Origin of the sequence: Bradyrhizobium sp. SZCCHNR1002 (assembly GCF_032381435.1) — a bacterium.
In the GTDB taxonomy this organism is placed as follows: Bacteria; Pseudomonadota; Alphaproteobacteria; order Rhizobiales; family Xanthobacteraceae; genus Bradyrhizobium; species Bradyrhizobium aeschynomenes.
The window spans coordinates 1,311,408-1,327,175 of the sequence record NZ_JAUHIS010000001.1 but is presented as its reverse complement, the minus strand read 5'-3'; the positions used below and the strand labels follow the sequence as shown (position 1 = coordinate 1,327,175).

13 protein-coding genes are annotated in these 15,768 nt (G+C 67.0%); 6 read left to right on the top strand and 7 right to left on the bottom strand.

What is annotated here, in order from left to right:
- Positions 1-6 precede the first annotated feature (6 nt).
- The 4 genes from QX108_RS05935 to QX108_RS05920 form a co-directional block, all read right to left on the bottom strand.
- Positions 7-768, bottom strand: coding sequence for a glucose 1-dehydrogenase (locus tag QX108_RS05935; protein WP_315780477.1), 762 nt, complete (start codon positions 766-768; stop codon positions 7-9).
- On the bottom strand, positions 765-2,498 hold the full coding sequence (locus QX108_RS05930) for an FAD-dependent oxidoreductase (protein ID WP_315780479.1): 1,734 nt from the start codon (positions 2,496-2,498) through the stop codon (positions 765-767). The genes QX108_RS05935 and QX108_RS05930 overlap by 4 nt, the downstream gene beginning before the upstream one ends.
- 10 nt (positions 2,499-2,508) lie before the next feature.
- Positions 2,509-3,720, bottom strand: a complete 1,212-nt coding sequence (locus tag QX108_RS05925; protein ID WP_315780481.1) for an ABC transporter substrate-binding protein — start codon at positions 3,718-3,720, stop codon at positions 2,509-2,511.
- Between the two features lie 317 nt (positions 3,721-4,037).
- Positions 4,038-4,256 carry a hypothetical protein gene (locus tag QX108_RS05920; RefSeq protein ID WP_172114050.1) on the bottom strand — a complete coding sequence of 73 codons (219 nt, stop codon included), beginning with the start codon at positions 4,254-4,256 and terminating at the stop codon, positions 4,038-4,040.
- A gap of 992 nt (positions 4,257-5,248) precedes the next feature.
- On the opposite strand from QX108_RS05920, the gene parC reads away from it, so the two are divergent.
- Positions 5,249-7,501 (top strand): DNA topoisomerase IV subunit A, encoded by a 2,253-nt coding sequence (gene parC, locus QX108_RS05915; RefSeq protein ID WP_315780483.1) that lies wholly within the window; start codon positions 5,249-5,251, stop codon positions 7,499-7,501.
- Positions 7,502-7,767: 266 nt separating this feature from the next.
- Positions 7,768-8,730, top strand: coding sequence for a cation diffusion facilitator family transporter (locus QX108_RS05910; RefSeq protein ID WP_315780485.1), 963 nt, complete (start codon positions 7,768-7,770; stop codon positions 8,728-8,730).
- A 12-nt stretch (positions 8,731-8,742) separates the two neighbouring features.
- On the opposite strand, the gene chrA is transcribed toward QX108_RS05910, so the two are convergent.
- Entirely contained in the window at positions 8,743-10,134 is a 1,392-nt protein-coding gene (gene chrA / locus QX108_RS05905) for a chromate efflux transporter (RefSeq protein WP_315780487.1), read from the bottom strand.
- Positions 10,131-10,952, bottom strand: a complete 822-nt coding sequence (locus QX108_RS05900) for a sulfurtransferase/chromate resistance protein (protein WP_315780489.1) — start codon at positions 10,950-10,952, stop codon at positions 10,131-10,133. Before QX108_RS05900 ends, chrA begins: the two co-directional genes overlap by 4 nt.
- A gap of 210 nt (positions 10,953-11,162) precedes the next feature.
- Between QX108_RS05900 and dmeF the strand changes: the two genes are divergently transcribed.
- From dmeF to QX108_RS05880, 4 genes are read left to right on the top strand one after another with little or no spacing between them, the layout of a single operon-like run.
- Positions 11,163-12,158 (top strand): CDF family Co(II)/Ni(II) efflux transporter DmeF, encoded by a 996-nt coding sequence (gene dmeF, locus QX108_RS05895; RefSeq protein WP_315780491.1) that lies wholly within the window; start codon positions 11,163-11,165, stop codon positions 12,156-12,158.
- 36 nt (positions 12,159-12,194) lie between these two features.
- The gene (gene arsC / locus QX108_RS05890) at positions 12,195-12,599 is read left to right on the top strand and encodes an arsenate reductase (glutaredoxin) (protein WP_315780493.1); all 405 of its coding nucleotides are present in this window, start codon (positions 12,195-12,197) and stop codon (positions 12,597-12,599) included.
- A gap of 20 nt (positions 12,600-12,619) precedes the next feature.
- Positions 12,620-13,894: an adenylate/guanylate cyclase domain-containing protein gene (locus QX108_RS05885; protein ID WP_315780495.1), complete on the top strand. Its 1,275-nt coding sequence runs from the start codon at positions 12,620-12,622 to the stop codon at positions 13,892-13,894.
- 60 nt (positions 13,895-13,954) lie between these two features.
- Positions 13,955-14,389 (top strand): universal stress protein, encoded by a 435-nt coding sequence (locus tag QX108_RS05880; RefSeq protein WP_315780497.1) that lies wholly within the window; start codon positions 13,955-13,957, stop codon positions 14,387-14,389.
- Here QX108_RS05880 and QX108_RS05875 read toward each other — a convergent pair.
- The gene (locus QX108_RS05875; protein ID WP_315780499.1) at positions 14,386-15,612 is read right to left on the bottom strand and encodes an MFS transporter; all 1,227 of its coding nucleotides are present in this window, start codon (positions 15,610-15,612) and stop codon (positions 14,386-14,388) included. The genes QX108_RS05880 and QX108_RS05875 overlap by 4 nt on opposite strands.
- Between the last annotated feature and the right edge of the window lie 156 nt (positions 15,613-15,768).

Genomic DNA, 15,768 nt, shown 5'->3' with positions numbered 1-15,768 from the left:
CGCTGCCTACACCGCCAGGAAGCCGCCGTCGACCGGCAAGGTCACGCCGTTGACGTAGGACGCCATGTCGGAGACCAGGAACGCGACGGGCCCTACCAGCTCCTCCGGCTGGCCGACGCGGCCGAGCGGGGTGCGGCTCATGAAGCCGGCCAGCCGCTGCGGATCGTTGCGGGTGGATTCCGTCATCGCGGTCGCGATCACGCCGGGCGCGATTGCGTTAACGCGGATGCCGTCGGCGGCGAGCTCGCGCGCCAGCGCCTGGGTCAGCGACTTCACGCCGCCCTTGGACGGCGAATAGCCGAGCGTATTGCTGATGCCGATGAAGGAGGCGACGGAGGCGATGTTGACGATCGTGCCGCGCGTCTCGCGCAACGCGGCTAGAAACGCATAGGTGACGTTGAACACGCCGTTGAGATTGACGTCGAGCACGCGCTGCCAGTTCTCGGCGGCGCGGGGCGAGTCGATGTTCTCGCGGATGATGATGCCGGCATTGTTGACGAGGATGGAGATGGCGCCGACCTCGGCGCGCAACTGCGCCGCCAGCGCCTTGCAGCCGGCGGCATCGGTGACATCGAGCCGATGCGCCCACGCCTTGCGGCCGTGGCCGCGGATCTCAGCCGCGCAGGTCTCGGCACCCTCCAGGTCGATATCGGTGATGACGACATCGGCGCCGCGGCCTGCGAGTCCGAGCGCAATCGCGCGGCCATTGCCATGTGCCGCGCCCGTGACCAGCGCGAGCTTGCCGGCCAACATCTGATGGTCGCTCATGCGGCGCTCCTCTGCTTGGCGCGTTCGGCGAGATGCCGGCCGGCAATGTAGCCGAAGGTCAGCGCCGGTCCCAGCGTGATGCCGGCGCCCGGATAGTTGCCGCCCATGATGCTCGCCATGTCGTTGCCGGCCGCATACAGCCCCTCGATCGGCTGCCCCTGCGCATCGAGCGCGCGGGCATGCTCGTCGGTGCGGATGCCGGCATAGGTGCCGAGATCGCCGATCACCATCTTGATCGCGTAGAACGGCCCGTCCTTGATCGGCGCCACGCACGGGTTCGGCCCATGCAGCGCATCGCCCTGGTAGCGGTTGTAGGCGCGCGATCCCTTGCCGAACGTCGGATCCTGGCCGAGCGCCGCATCGGCGTTGAACGCGGCGACGGTGGCCTCCAGCGACATCGCATCGATGCCGGTGACGCGCGCGAGCTCGGCGAACGTCGCGCCGCGCTTGAGGTAGCCGCTGCTGAGATGATGGCCGAGCGGCATCGGGAACGGCGGCACGCAGCCGAGGCCGTAGCGGCGCAGGCTGCGATGATCGGTGATCAGGAAGGCCGCGATCTCGCGTCCCGGCTTGGCCGCCTTGACCATCGCCTGCACGAAATCGTGGTAGGAATTGCCTTCGTTGGCGAACCGCACGCCGTCTGCGGTCACCGCGATCACGCCCGGCTTGGCGCGGTCGATGAAGTGCGGCATCACGCCCTTGCTGCCGTCCTTGCGGGTGGTGACGGAGACCGGCACCCAGGCCGCCGCATGCGGCAGCCCGTCCTCGACACGGCCGCCGACGGCTTCCGCGAGCCGCAAGCCGTCTCCGGTGTTGCCGACAGGACCAGGCGAAAAATGCTCCTGGCCAGTCGGCGCATGCGGAAACATCGCCTTGCGTCGTTCGACATCATGCGGAAATCCGCCGCAGGCCAGCACCACGCCGAGCCTCGCGTTGACCCGGACGCGCTTGTCCTGCCGCGTCACCACGGCGCCGCGCACGGCCTCGCCGTCGCGTATCAGCTCGGCCACCGGCGACGACAGCCACAGGGGAATGCCGAGATCGAAGGCCGATTTCGCCAGCCGCCCCGCCAGCGCATTGCCGTTGGTCAGCGTCATGCCGCGGCCATGGCGCAGCACGTCCATCGCATGCTTCGACAGCCGCCTGGCGACGTAGAATGCCGAGGTCAGCGACTTGGTCGCCCGCATGAAGTGGATGATCTCCTTGCCGGAGCCGAGCATCATGCCGAACACCGTGAGCTCGGGCAGGGGCTGGCCGAGATCCTTGATGTGGTCGCCCAGCTCGCGCCCGTCGAACGGCCGTGTCACCATCGAGCGGCCGCCCTGCGTGCCGCCCGGCGCCTCCGCATGATAGTCCGGGAAGGTCAGCGGCATGTCGAACTTCAGAGCGGTCTTGCTTGTGAAGAAGTCGACCGCCTCCGGGCCCTTGGTCAGGAACGCGTCCACCCGCGCCGCATCAAAGCTGTTGCCGGCCTCGTGGCGCAGATAGGTGCGCGCCAGCTCCGGCGGCTCGTCGATGCCCCAGGCCTTGGCCAGCGAGGTGCCGGGAATCCACAGCCAGCCGCCGGATCGCGCCGTGGTGCCGCCGAAGCGCGGCTCCTTCTCGGTGACGACGACCTTCAGCCCGGCATGGGCGGCGGTGACCGCCGCCGACAGCCCGGCGCAGCCGGAGCCGACCACCAGCACGTCGCAATCATAGGTGTCGCCGTTCCTGGGTTCAGCTCCGGTCATACCTGCGCTCCTACTTCTTCAATAGCGGGCACTTGGATTCGGCGACCGGCCGGAACGCATCCTCGCCCTTCACGGTCTTGACGATCTCCAGATAGTCCCACGGCTCCTTCGATTCCGACGGTGTCTTGACGCGGGCGAGATACATGTCGCGGATGACGCGGCCGTCTTCGCGCAAGCGACCGCCGTGCACGAACGTATCCTCGATCGGCAGCTCGCGCATCTTCGCCATGACAGCCTTCGGATCGTCGGTCCCGGCCGCCTTGATCGCCTTGAGATAGTGCAGCACCGAGCCGTAGACGCCGGTCTGGATCATCGTCGGCATCACCTTGGCGCGGGCGAAGAACTTCTTCGACCAGGCGCGGGTGGCGTCGTTCATGGCCCAGTACGACGCCGTCGTCATGTAGGTGCCCTGCGCGGCCTCGAGCCCGATCGCGTGCACGTCGGTGTCGAACATCAACAGGCCGACCAGCTTCTGGCCGCCCTTGACCAGGCCGAACTCGCCTGACTGCTTGATGGCGTTGTCGGTGTCCTGGCCGGCATTGGCGAAGGCGACGACGTCGGCCTTCGAGCTCTGCGCCTGCAAGGCAAACGAGGAGAAGTCGGCGGTGTTGGTCGGGTGCTTGACGCCGCCGAGAATGGTGCCGCCGAGCTCCTTGATGAAGCGCGTGGCGTCCTTCTCCAGCTGCTGGCCGAACGCGTAGTCCGCGGTGATGAAGTACCAGGTCTTGCCGCCCTGGCCGATCACCGCCGAGGTCGTCACCTTGGACAGCGCATAGGTGTCGTAGGTGAAGTGCACGGTGTTGGGGCTGCACAGCTCGTCGGTCAGCGAGCTCGCGCCGGGGCCGGACAGCAGCGCGATCTTGTTGCGCTCGCGCACCATGTTGTGCACGGCGATCGCGATGCCGGAATTGGGAATGTCGACCACGGCGTCGACCTTGCCGTTGTCGAACCAGTCGCGGGCGACCGTGGTGCCGACATCGGCCTTCATCTGGTGATCGGCGCTGATGATCTCGATCGGCTTGCCGAGCACGGTGGGGCCGAACTCCTCCACCGCCATCTTCGCGGCTTCCACCGAGCCCGGTCCGCTGTTGTCGCGGCCCCAGCTGGAAAGGTCGGTCAGCACGCCGATGCGGACCACGTCGTCGGAGACCTGAGCGACAGCGTTGGTCGCGATGAATGACGTCGTTGCCAGAAACGCGCAGGCGAGCAGCTGCCGTCGCATGAAGATCCTCCCCGGTTTGTCCGCTCTATCGGCGGCGATGGCTGGACGTTAGGCAATGGCGAATGGATTTGTCAATGACGAATAAAGCAGGCGCAGGGCACAACGACACCTGCGGTGTTGCGAGGCGTCCTGGCCGCGGCGCGGCTTGGCCGCTTCTCGCGGTCGTTCCGCGGCAATCGACAACGCGCGTCCGCGCGTTGACGATTGAACCCGGAATCCGCAGATGATGGCCGCCAGACAAGTTCGAGATTCCGGGTTCAAGGCCTGCGGCCTTGCCCCGGAATGACGGAGTGGGGCTGATAGTAAGGAAGTCCGTCCTACACGCGCGGCATGATCTGCAGTTCGAGCAGCGCCAGCCGTTGCATCACGGCGGGATCGCGTTCGCCGGTCTTGGCGGCGCGCAGCACGCATTCGGCGAGCAGGGTGACATGGGTCGAACTGACCGGCTCGGGCAGGGCCGCGATCGCACCGTCCAGTGCCTGCGTCATCAGCGCAATCACGTCAGGAGAAAAGGCAGCGTCTGAAAAGTCCTTCATATGAGGCTGTCCGCAGCAAGGGCTTCGGCTGACAATCGATCACGCGTTACGCTGGGATAAGCGATGACTTGATGCTCGGTAACGCGCCGTAGGGCAGGGCGGTTCCGGCGTGGGGCGGTTTCGGAGATGCAGAAAAGCGCATCTCCCATGCGCAAACTGCCCGTCGAGCCAATCTGCCGCAGCTGTCCCGGCTTGTGTCGTCGGGCAAATCAGGCCGATGTTTCCGGCCATCCCGCCTCACTCGGAGGGGCGTTGCGCGCGATCGTCACGACACGCGAGGTGGGGATGCGGTGGCCTGCTGGCTCGCAGCGCGTCGGTTGCGCGCGGACGAACGAGTCCGGCAGGACGGTGAAGTCGCAGCGTCCTGGCGCCCCGATGCTGGCGTCAAGTTCGTGGTCGATGCCTCGTGCATCCCGCGGGCGATGGTGGCTACAAGCCCGGACACCAGGGAGACTGCGTATAAATCGTCAACCCATCGCGCAGGGAAGGCCGGGTCGTCCGGCTGACCCGTGGTACCTGCCGCCTGCATTCTTTCTCGCAGGCGGGCCACGGACCTCAGTCGAGGTCCGGCCTTCCCTGCGCCCTTCGACTGGAGGGCGGTTTGATTTGATAGCTCGGGCGCCGAACGTGCCGCGAGAAGGCAGCCGTATGTCTGTACGCACGTGATGAAGCGATGATGCGCAACAGTCGCCCAGAACTCGTCATGCCCGGGCCCGGCCATGACGAGCAAGGGGAGATGGCGTCGGCTAAGCGGCGACCGAATGCCGAGAGGCGCCTAACGGTATGGTCGCGTCCTCTAGGGAGCGTTCCAATGGAGGGGGCATGTCGGAGATGTGCAACAACCGCTCCGGTTCGCCGCTGGATACGGCTCATTCCCCGCGGAACCCGGCCGCCCCGTCATTGCGCCGCGCCGCGTCATCGCATAAAGCGTGTTCCCAAATCGTTCACGTCAGCTCAAGCCTTTGGGCTAACCCACTGAAAGCGCAACGCTAATGGGAAAATCACTGATTCCGCCGGAGCCGGCGGAGATCCATGAGGTCGCACTGCGCGAGGCGCTGGAGGAGCGCTATCTCGCTTACGCGCTCTCGACCATCATGCATCGCGCCCTGCCCGACGCGCGTGACGGCCTCAAGCCGGTCCACCGGCGCATCCTCTACGGCATGCGGCTGCTGCGGCTCGATCCCGGCACGGCGTTCAAGAAGTCCGCCAAGATCGTCGGCGACGTGATGGGCTCGTTCCATCCGCATGGCGACCAGGCGATCTACGACGCGATGGTGCGCCTCGCGCAGGATTTCTCCTCGCGTTATCCGCTGGTCGACGGCCAGGGCAATTTCGGCAACATCGATGGCGATAACGCCGCCGCCTATCGCTACACCGAAGCGCGCATGACCGATGTCGCGCGGCTGCTGCTCGAAGGCATCGACGAGGACGGCGTCGAGTTCCGGCCGAACTATGACGGCCAGTCCAAGGAGCCGGTGGTGCTGCCCGGCGGCTTCCCGAACCTGCTGGCCAACGGTGCGCAGGGCATCGCCGTGGGCATGGCGACCTCGATCCCGCCGCACAACGCCGCCGAACTGTGCGACGCCGCGCTGCATCTGATCGAGAAGCCCGACGCCAAGTCGCGCGCGCTGCTGCGCTGGGTGAAGGGCCCGGACTTCCCGACCGGCGGCACCGTGATCGACTCGAAGGAGCAGATCATCGAGGCCTACACCACCGGTCGCGGCTCGTTCCGCGTCCGCGCCAAGTGGAAGCAGGAAGAGGGCAACCGCGGCACCTGGGTGGTGGTCATCACCGAGATTCCGTATCTGGTGCAGAAGTCGCGGCTGGTCGAAAAGATCGCCGAGCTGCTCAACGAGAAGAAGCTGCCGCTGGTCGGCGATGTCCGCGATGAATCCGCCGAGGACGTGCGGCTGGTCATCGAGCCGAAGTCGAAGAACGTCGATCCCGCGCTGATGATGGAATCGCTGTTCCGGCTCACCGATCTCGAGAGCAAGATTCCGCTGAACCTCAACGTGCTGGTCAAGGGCAAGATCCCGAAGGTGGTGGGGCTCGCCGAGTGCCTGCGCGAATGGCTCGATCATCTGCGCGACGTGCTGCTGCGGCGCTCGAACTATCGCAAGAAGCAGATCGAGAACCGGCTGGAGATCCTCGGCGGCTATCTGATCGCCTATCTCAACATCGACGAGGTGATCCGGATCATTCGCACCGAGGATGAGCCGAAGCCGGTCCTGATGAAGACCTTCAAGCTCACCGAGGTGCAGGCCGAGGCCATCCTCAACATGCGCCTGCGCTCTCTGCGCAAGCTCGAGGAAATGGAGATCCGCACCGAGGACAAGAACCTGCGCGGCGAGCTGAAGGGTATCAACGAGCTGCTCGGATCCGAGCAGCTGCAGTGGGCCAAGGTCGGCGAGCAGGTCAAGACCGTGCGCGACCTGTTCGGGCCGAAGACCCCGCTCGGCAAGCGCCGCACCAATTTCGCCGACGCGCCCGAGCATGATCTCGCGGCGATCGAGGAGGCCTTCATCGAGCGCGAGCCGGTCACGGTGGTCGTCTCCGACAAGGGCTGGGTGCGCACGCTCAAGGGCCACGTCGCTGATCTGTCGAACCTGCAGTTCAAGACCGACGACCAGCTCGGCCAATGGTTCTTCGCCGAGAACACCTCCAAAGTGCTGCTGTTCGCGACCAACGGCAAGTTCTACTCGCTCGACGTCGGCAAGCTGCCGGGCGGCCGCGGCCATGGCGAGCCGATCCGCATGTTCATCGACCTCGACCAGGACGCCTCGATCGTCTCGATGTTCGTCACCAAGGGCGAGCGCAAGTTCCTGATTGCCGCCTCGGACGGTCAGGGCTTCGTCGTCAAGGAAGAGGATTGCGTCAGCAACACCCGCAAGGGCAAGCAGGTGCTGAACGTGACGGCCCCCGCCGAGGCGCGCGCGATCTGCACGGTCACCGGCGATCAGGTCGCGGTGATCGGCACCAACCACAAGATGGTGGTGTTCGGCCTCGACCAGGTGCCGGAGATGGCGCGCGGCCGCGGCGTGCGGCTGCAGAAATACACCAGCGCGCAGCTGTCCGACGTCACGACCTTCGAGCAGAAGCAGGGCCTCGCCTGGAAGGACTCCGCCGGCCGCGACCAGGGCCTGAGCTGGAAGGAACTGGCCGACTACCGCGGCAACCGCGCCGACGCCGGCCGCATCGCGCAGGGCTTGCCGAAGTCGAACAAGTTCAACCGGCCGATCGAGTGAGGCGGGCAGGCGTGCGATGCTTCAAGTTTTGACTTCGCACGATTGTTGGAAGAGGCATCAGCCGGACCAACAAATAAGGTCGTCGTCCCGGGCAAGCCCCGCGCGCGCAGCGCGTGGGGCGCCGACCCGGGACCCATAACCACAGGACGCGGGATGGGGCAGGCTGGAACCACGCGCGTGCCAACCAATCTCCGCCGGTGGTTATGGGTCCCGGCGTTCGCCGGGACGACATCGAGAGCGGTCATCAGCAGCGGGTATTAGGTCGTATGGCGCAGTCGCATTCCCATCACGACGACCACGATCACTCCCACGATCACGCGCATTCCCACTCCCACGGCCATGCCGGCCATAGCCACGCCCCCACCAGCTTCGGCGCGGCCTTCGCGATCGGCGTCTCGCTCAACACCGCCTTCGTCATCGCCGAGCTCGTGTTCGGCTACGCCGCCAACTCGCTGGCGCTGATCTCCGACGCGATCCACAATCTCTCCGACGTGATGTCGCTGCTCCTGGCCTGGGGCGCGCTGTGGTTGGCGGGACGCCGGCCGACCGACCGCCACACCTACGGTTATCGCCGCGCCTCGATCCTGGCGGCGCTGATCAATGCCGGCCTCTTGCTGCTGGTGGTCGGCGGCATCGTCGTCGAAGCGTTCGATCGCCTGCGTCATCCGGGCGAGGTCGCGGGCGTCACCGTGCTGTCGGTCGCGGCCCTCGGCATCGTCATCAATGGCGCGACCGCGCTGCTGTTCATGCGCGGCCGCGACACTGACCTCAACATCCGCGGCGCCTACCTGCACATGGCGGCCGATGCCGCCGTGTCGTTCGGCGTCGTCGTCGCGGCGTTGATCACAATCTGGACCGGCTGGCTATGGGTCGATCCCGTCGTCAGCCTGGTCATCGCGCTGGTCGTGCTGCTGAGCGGCTGGGAGCTCGCCCGTGACAGCGTCAATCTCGCACTCGATGCCGTGCCGCGCGACATCGCGCTGCCGGAGGTGCGCGACTATCTCGCCTCGCTCGACGGCGTCAGCGAGGTGCACGATCTCCACATCTGGGCCATGAGCACCAACGAGACCGCACTGACCGCGCACCTGGTGTGCCCCGGCGGCACCGACGATGCATTCCTGCATCGTGTCTGCGCCGGGCTGTCCCACCGCTTCAACATCCAGCATCCGACGCTGCAGATCGAGACCGACGGCTGCGCCTGTAAGCTGGCCCCGGCCGACGTGGTGTGAGCCGGCGATGCGTCAGCTCCACCCCGCCAGTCTGAGCAGCACTCCGGCGGCACATGCGGCGGCGAGCACCGAGAGCATGCCGAGCTTGAGGCGGAGCACGCCGACAGCCGCAGCGAGCGAGAGGATGAGTGCGCCGCCGTCGACGCTCGAGAGCACCGGCGCATCGAAATCGAGGCCGAAGCCGCCGACGGCCACGGTCTGGCGAAACAGCGTATGCAGCGCAAACCAGATCGACAGGTTGAGGATCACGCCGACGACGGCCGCGGTGATCGCACCGAGCGCCCCCGAGAGCCCTTTGTTGCCGCGCAGCCGCTCGATATACGGCGCGCCGACGAAGATCCACAGGAAGCACGGCGCGAACGTCACCCAGGTGGCCAGCAGGCCGCCCAGCGTGCCGGCGATCAGCGGCGACAGCGATCCGGGATCGCGCGCGGCGGCGATGAAGCCGACGAATTGCAGCACCATGATCAGCGGCCCTGGCGTGGTCTCGGCCATGCCCAGCCCATCCAGCATCTCGGCAGGGGCGAGCCAATGGTAGTGCTCGACCGCCTGCTGCCCGACATAGGCGAGCACCGCATAGGCGCCGCCGAACGTCACCATCGCCATCTTGCTGAAGAACAGCGCGATCTGGCTGAACGTATTGGCAGGGCCGAGCGCCACCAGCAGTGCCGCGACCGGCACGAGCCACAGCGCGAGCCAGACCAGCGCCGTGATGATCGTGCGCCGCGCATTCGGCTTGGCATGCTCGGGCAGGATCTCGCCGAGCGCGCTGTCGCCATCGCCGTTGGAGCCGGCTCCGTGTCCGGCTGCAGCGAACTCGGAGCGTCCAGCGCGTGCACCGAGATAGCCGATCACGCCGGCGGCGATGATGATCAGCGGAAACGGCACCGCGAAGAAGAAGATCGCGATGAACGCCACGGCGGCGATGCCGATCATGACATTGTTGCGCAGCGCCCGGCTACCGACGCGCACCACCGCCTGGATCACGATCGCGAGCACGGCCGCCTTCAGCCCGAAGAACAGCGCCTCGACGAACCAGACGTGGCCGAATGCGGCATAGATCCAGCTCAAGGCCATGATCGCGATGATGCCTGGCAGGATGAACAGCCCGCCGGCCATGAGGCCGCCCGCGGTCCGATGCATCAGCCAGCCGATATAGGTCGCGAGCTGCTGTGCTTCGGGGCCGGGCAGCAGCATGCAATAGTTGAGGGCGTGGAGGAAGCGGCTCTCGCTCACCCAGCGCTTCTCGTCGACGATGATCCTGTGCATCACGGCGATCTGGCCGGCCGGACCGCCGAACGACAGCAGAGCGACGCGCAGCCAGACCCGGAACGCCTCGGTCAAGCTGACGCCATGGGTGGCATCAGCCGCGGTGGGGCTCGGCGATGAGACCATGTCTGTCATGGCTTCACCTTGTTGGTCGGCCAGTTGTGCGTCTCGCTGGTCGCGTCGCGGCACCAACGATAGAAGGCGTCGTAGAGCCCGAGGCCAGCCTCGAGCTGGGTGAGATCGTCATCATGGATGCGCGACAGCCCCAGCGAGGCAGCGAGCAAGCCCGGCGCTTCGGGACTGAGATCGAGACGTGCGGTGTCGGCGGCGCGCACGATGGTGGCCAGCCGCTGCAGGGCCGGCGTGGTCAAGCCGAACTCCTCGACCATGACGTCGAAGGTGCAGAGCTCGCCGCGATGACTCCAGAACGTGTTCTCGATGTCGAATGGCATGGCCTTGAAGCGCTCCGCCACCGCGGTGACTTCGGAGGGCGCGACGTAGAGAAACACGGCCTGCGGGTCGACGAAGCGGCGGATCAGCCAGGGGCAGGCAATGCGGTCGATCTTCGGCCGGGCGCGGGTCACCCAGACCGTGCGTTCTGCCGGGTCGTGCTGCTGCGGCAGCTTGTCGACGGGGACCAGCGGCAGACCCGCGGCCTTCCACGCCTCGAAGCCGCCCTCCAGCGACTCGGCCGGCGCGCCGGCGACGCGCAGCCATGCGGCGGCCCCGTGCGAGAGCTTGGCGCCGCGCTGGCAGATGACGATCACGGCACGGCCGGTGAAGTCCTGGCTCCATTGCGGAGCGCCCTCGGCGCAGCGCCGGATGGAGCCGGGCACCAGCCGCGGATCTGCGGAAAAATCATCAGCGGTGCGAACGTCGATCAGCACCGGGCGATCCGGGGTTCCGATCAATCGGCTGAGCCTGTCAGGAGAAATCGATGCGAAGGATGACATGATGCGTCCTCGTGCCGGAATGGCGGGACGCGATGCTTGGGCATGTCGCCTCGTGGGGAGATCGCGAAGTCCCCATGCGGAGCATTACAGCGGAACCGGTTGGTCCTGTCAATCATGCTGCAGGGCGCTCGCTTCGCTCTGTGGTAACGTGCATATCGCGCCCCGCGGGGCGCGCCGAGGCGGATGCGGGTGAAGCGAGGAGAACGGCCGATGTCATCGCAAGCGGACCATTGGGCGCATGATCACGTCTTCCTCGGCGCCGGGCACGAGCGCAACGAGCGCCGGACATGGTTCGTCGTCGGCCTGACCCTGGTGATGATGGCCGGCGAGATCGCCGCCGGCTCGCTGTTCGGGTCGATGGCGCTCCTCGCCGATGGCTGGCACATGGGCACGCATGCGGCCGCGCTCGGGATTGCCGGCCTCGCCTATCTGTTTGCCCGCCGTCACGCCCGCAACCCGTCCTTCACTTTCGGCACCGGCAAGTTCGGCGAGCTCGCGGCGTTCTCGAGCGCGCTCATATTGCTGATCATTGCGATCCAGGTCGCCTATGAGAGCGGCGTCCGGCTGCTCAACCCGGAGCCGATCGCCTATGGCGAGGCGATCGCGGTTGCGGTCCTCGGTCTTCTGGTCAATCTCGTCAGCGCCTGGCTGCTGGCGGACTCCCACCAGCACCACCATCATGGCCGCCACCACGGCGATGATCACCACGATGATCACGGCGAGCGCGATCACCACCATGGCCATCATCATCACCATGATCATGGTCATGGTCATGGTCACCACGACAACAATCTGCGCGCAGCCTATCTGCACGTGCTGGCGGACGCCGCGACCTCGCTGCTCGCCATCGGCGCGCTTCTGATCGGCAAGGTTCTCGGCTGGAGCTGGGCGGACGCCGCGGTCGGCCTCGTCGGCAGCGCCGTCATTGCCAGCTGGGCCTACGGCCTGATCCGCGACGCCGGTGCGGTGCTGCTCGACGCCAATGCCGACCGGCGGCTGGAGGCCACGATCCGGGCGCGGCTGGAAGCGGGCGGCGACCGCGTCACCGACCTGCATCTCTGGCAGGTCGGGCCCGGCCATCGGGCCGTCGTCGTGTCGATCGTCTCCCATGCCCCGCTGGCGCCGGCGATGTACAAGCAGCGGCTGAGGGACCTGCACGGGCTGAGCCATGTCACCGTCGAGGTGGAGCACGGCCTGCATGCCTGAGAGATGCCCTGCGATCGAGATCGAGGAACTGCCCCGATGACCGTGACGATCTATCACAATCCCGCCTGCGGCACGTCCCGCAACACGCTGGCGATGATCCGCGCCTCGGGCGAGGAGCCGGATGTGATCGAATATCTGAAGACGCCCCCAAGCCGCGAGCAGCTGATCGCGCTCATCAATGCGATGGGCGTCAAGGTGCGCGACGTCCTGCGTGAGAAGGGGACGCCCTATGCCGAGCTGGGGCTCGATGATCTCAAATGGAGCGACGACCAGCTGATCGAGGCGATGCTCGCGCATCCGATCCTGATCAACCGGCCGATCGTGGTGACCGGCAAGGGCGCGCGGCTGTGCCGGCCGTCCGAGCTCGTGCTCGACCTGCTCGAGCATCCCGTCGCTTCCTTCACCAAGGAGGACGGCGAGGTGGTGAGCCGGCCGGCCTGACGCGTTGGTGAGTTGGAAGCATGGACATCACGGCCCGACTTGATCTGACCAATTGGCTCGTCGCCCAGAGCCTGACGGGGGTGCCGGAGAACGACATTCTCCGTGGCTTCTGCGAGCGCTGCCGCGAGGCCGGCCTGGAGCTGTCGCGCGGGCTCACCTTCATCGATACCCTGCACCCGATCTTCGAGGGGCGCGGCTTTCGCTGGAACGAGTCCGCCAGCAACGAGTCCGACAGCTTCGAATATGGCTCCAGCAATGACGGCGAGGCCGCGCAGAACTGGCGGCGCTCGGTGTTTCACCACATGCTGGAGAAGGGCCATGACGAGTTCAGCATCGACCTGACCGATTGCGCCCATCTCGACTTCACAATGATCCATGATCTGTCGGCCAAGGGGCACCGGCATTTCCTCGCCTTCGTCCACCAGTTCGGCGAGGCCGGCACGCTGGGCCAGATGGATTGCTTCTATTCGTACTGGCTGACGCGGCGCGACGGCGGTTTCACCGCGCCGCAGATGGCCGCCTTGCGCGATCTCATTCCGCTGCTCGCGCTCGCGATCAAGTCGGCGCAGCAGGTCGACATCGTGCGCACCCTGGGGCGCGTCTATCTCGGCCGCGATGCGTCTGAGCAGGTGCTGCGCGGGCGGATCTCCCGCGGTGTCACCGAGCGTATCAATGCCGTGCTCTGGTTCTCCGACCTGCGCGGCTCCACCGCGATCTCCGAGAGCATCTCACCGGACGAGATCATTCCGCTGCTCAACGATTATGCGGAGGCGTCGATCGACGCGATCTACGATTCCGGCGGTGACGTGCTGAAGCTGATCGGCGACGGCGTGCTGGCGATCTTCACCGGCGGCGACATGGGCGCGGCGCGGCAGGCTGCGCTGCGCGCGGAGCATCGCTTCCGCCTCAACATCGCCAGGCTCAATGCGCGGCGGGCTGGCGAGGGACGGCCGGTGACCTCGGCCTATGTCGGCCTGCATCTCGGCGAGGTGTTCTACGGCAATATCGGCAGCGACGACCGGCTCGATTTCACCGTGGTGGGCCCGGCGGTCAACGAGGTCAGCCGCATCGCCTCGATGTGCCGCTCGGTCGATCGCGAGCTGCTGGCCTCCTCGGAGTTTTGCGCGGGCCTCGACGAGGAGGGGCGCCGCTACCTGGTCTCGACGGGTCGCTATGCGCTGCGCGGCATCGGCCGTGCGCAGGATCTCTACACGCTCGATCCGGAGATCGCAGCGAGCCCGTCGGCGGCGCGGGCCTACGAGAGCTACCTCGCTGACGAGATGTCGCACCCTTGACCCACGTCAATGCCCGGAAGATGCGAGTCTGCCCCATCATCGGTCGGGGAGATGACGCTCATGTACACGCATATCTTGTTGCCGACGGATGGTTCGGACCTGTCGAAGGCCGCGATCAAGCACGGCGTCGCGCTGGCGAAGGCGACGGGCGCAAGGATCACGGCGCTGGTGGTGTCGACGCCGCTGCATTCGCTGGTCGTCGATCCGCACGCCGCCACCAAGGCGCTGGCGCAGTACAAGTCGCTGGTGGCGGACCAGACCGCAAAATATCTCGACCACGTGAAGGCGGATGCGGAGCAGGCCGGCGTTGCCTGCGCCACGCTCTGCGTCGAGCATGACAAGCCCTATGAGGCGATCGTCGAGACGGCGCGCAACAAAGGCTGCGATCTGGTGCTGATGGCTTCGCACGGGCTGCGCGGCGTCTCGGCCATCCTGGGCAGCGAGACGCTGAAGGTGCTGACGCATTCGACCGTGCCCATTCTCGTCTATCGCTAGGCCGGCTGCGGCTCCGGCTGCCGCGCGATCGCGACGGCGGGCGAGGTCAGGATCACCAGCGCCTGCAGCCCGAAGATCGCGGCGACGAGATAGAGACAGACGTCGGCGCCGTAGCGCCCGCCGACGACGGCGCCCAGCAGCGAGCCCAGCGGCCGCGCGCCGTAGCTGAGGATGTTGATGGCCGAGACGCGCCCGAGCAGCCCGGCCGGTGTCACCGATTGGCGCAGCGTGGTGGTCGAGATCACCCAGAGGATCGGCCCGGCCCCGAGCATGAAGAAGCTCAGCGCCGCGAGCAGAGGAGAGGGGACGAACGTCGTCAGCGCCATGACCAGCGCGGCGGCGAAGCCGGTGACCGGACCGAGCCCGATCACGGTGCCGAACGGCAGACGCCGCAGGATCCGCGTTGCCAGCAGCGCGCCGCAGACCATGCCGATTCCGAACATCGACAGCACCGTGCCCACACCGCCCGCCGACAGGCCGAGCCGGTGCACCGCATAGGGCACGAACACGGCAAGCAGCAGGAAGTGCGCGGTGTTGAAGATGAACTGTGTCACGAACACCGGCCGCAGCAGCGCATGGTTGAGCACGAACGTTGCGCCCTCGCGGATGTCGGCGAGCGGATGGCGGCGGGGCACCGGCGCACGGCTAGGCTCGGCGATGCCGGCAAGGCAGAGTGCCGCGATCAGCGACAAGGCTGCGGCCACACCGAATGCCGGCGCGCCGCCGATCCAGCCGACCAACATGCCGCCCAGTGCGGGGCCGCCGGCAAAGGCAACCGTGCGGGCGAGTTCGATCCGCGCATTCGCAGTGGCCAGCCGGGCCGGTACGACCAGGCTCGGCACCAGCGCCGGTGCCGCCACGCTGAAGACGACGGTGCCGCACACGGCCGCGAACCCGAGCGCAGCGAGCAGCGGCAGCGTGAGCACGCCGCTCGCAAACGCCACGAGGATCGCGAGCAGCGCCAGCGCGCGCAGCGCCTCCGCTGCGGCCATGAGCAGCCGCCGCGGCATACGGTCGGCGAGCAGGCCGGCAGGAATGGCGAACAGCACGAACGGCGCGGTGAGCGCGGTCTGCAGCAGCCCGGTCTCGCCCTCGCCGACGCCGAGGGCAAGCACCGCGACGATCGGCGCCGCAGCCAGCGCGATCTGCTCGGCCGATTGCGCCGACAGGTTCGACCAGGCGAGGCGATGGAAGCTTGTGGGCAGGGCGGGTGGAGAGGGCATGGCGAGGAACCTGATGTGATGAGCCAGCATCATCGGCGTGAAGCATCCGCGCGCCCACCCGCTTTCCGATCGCGCCGGAGGCCGCTTCCGGGCCGACGGGCATCATCGGATCGTAGGGCGGCCTCGGGAGATCCGGTGAGGCCGCGGGCTGGTGCA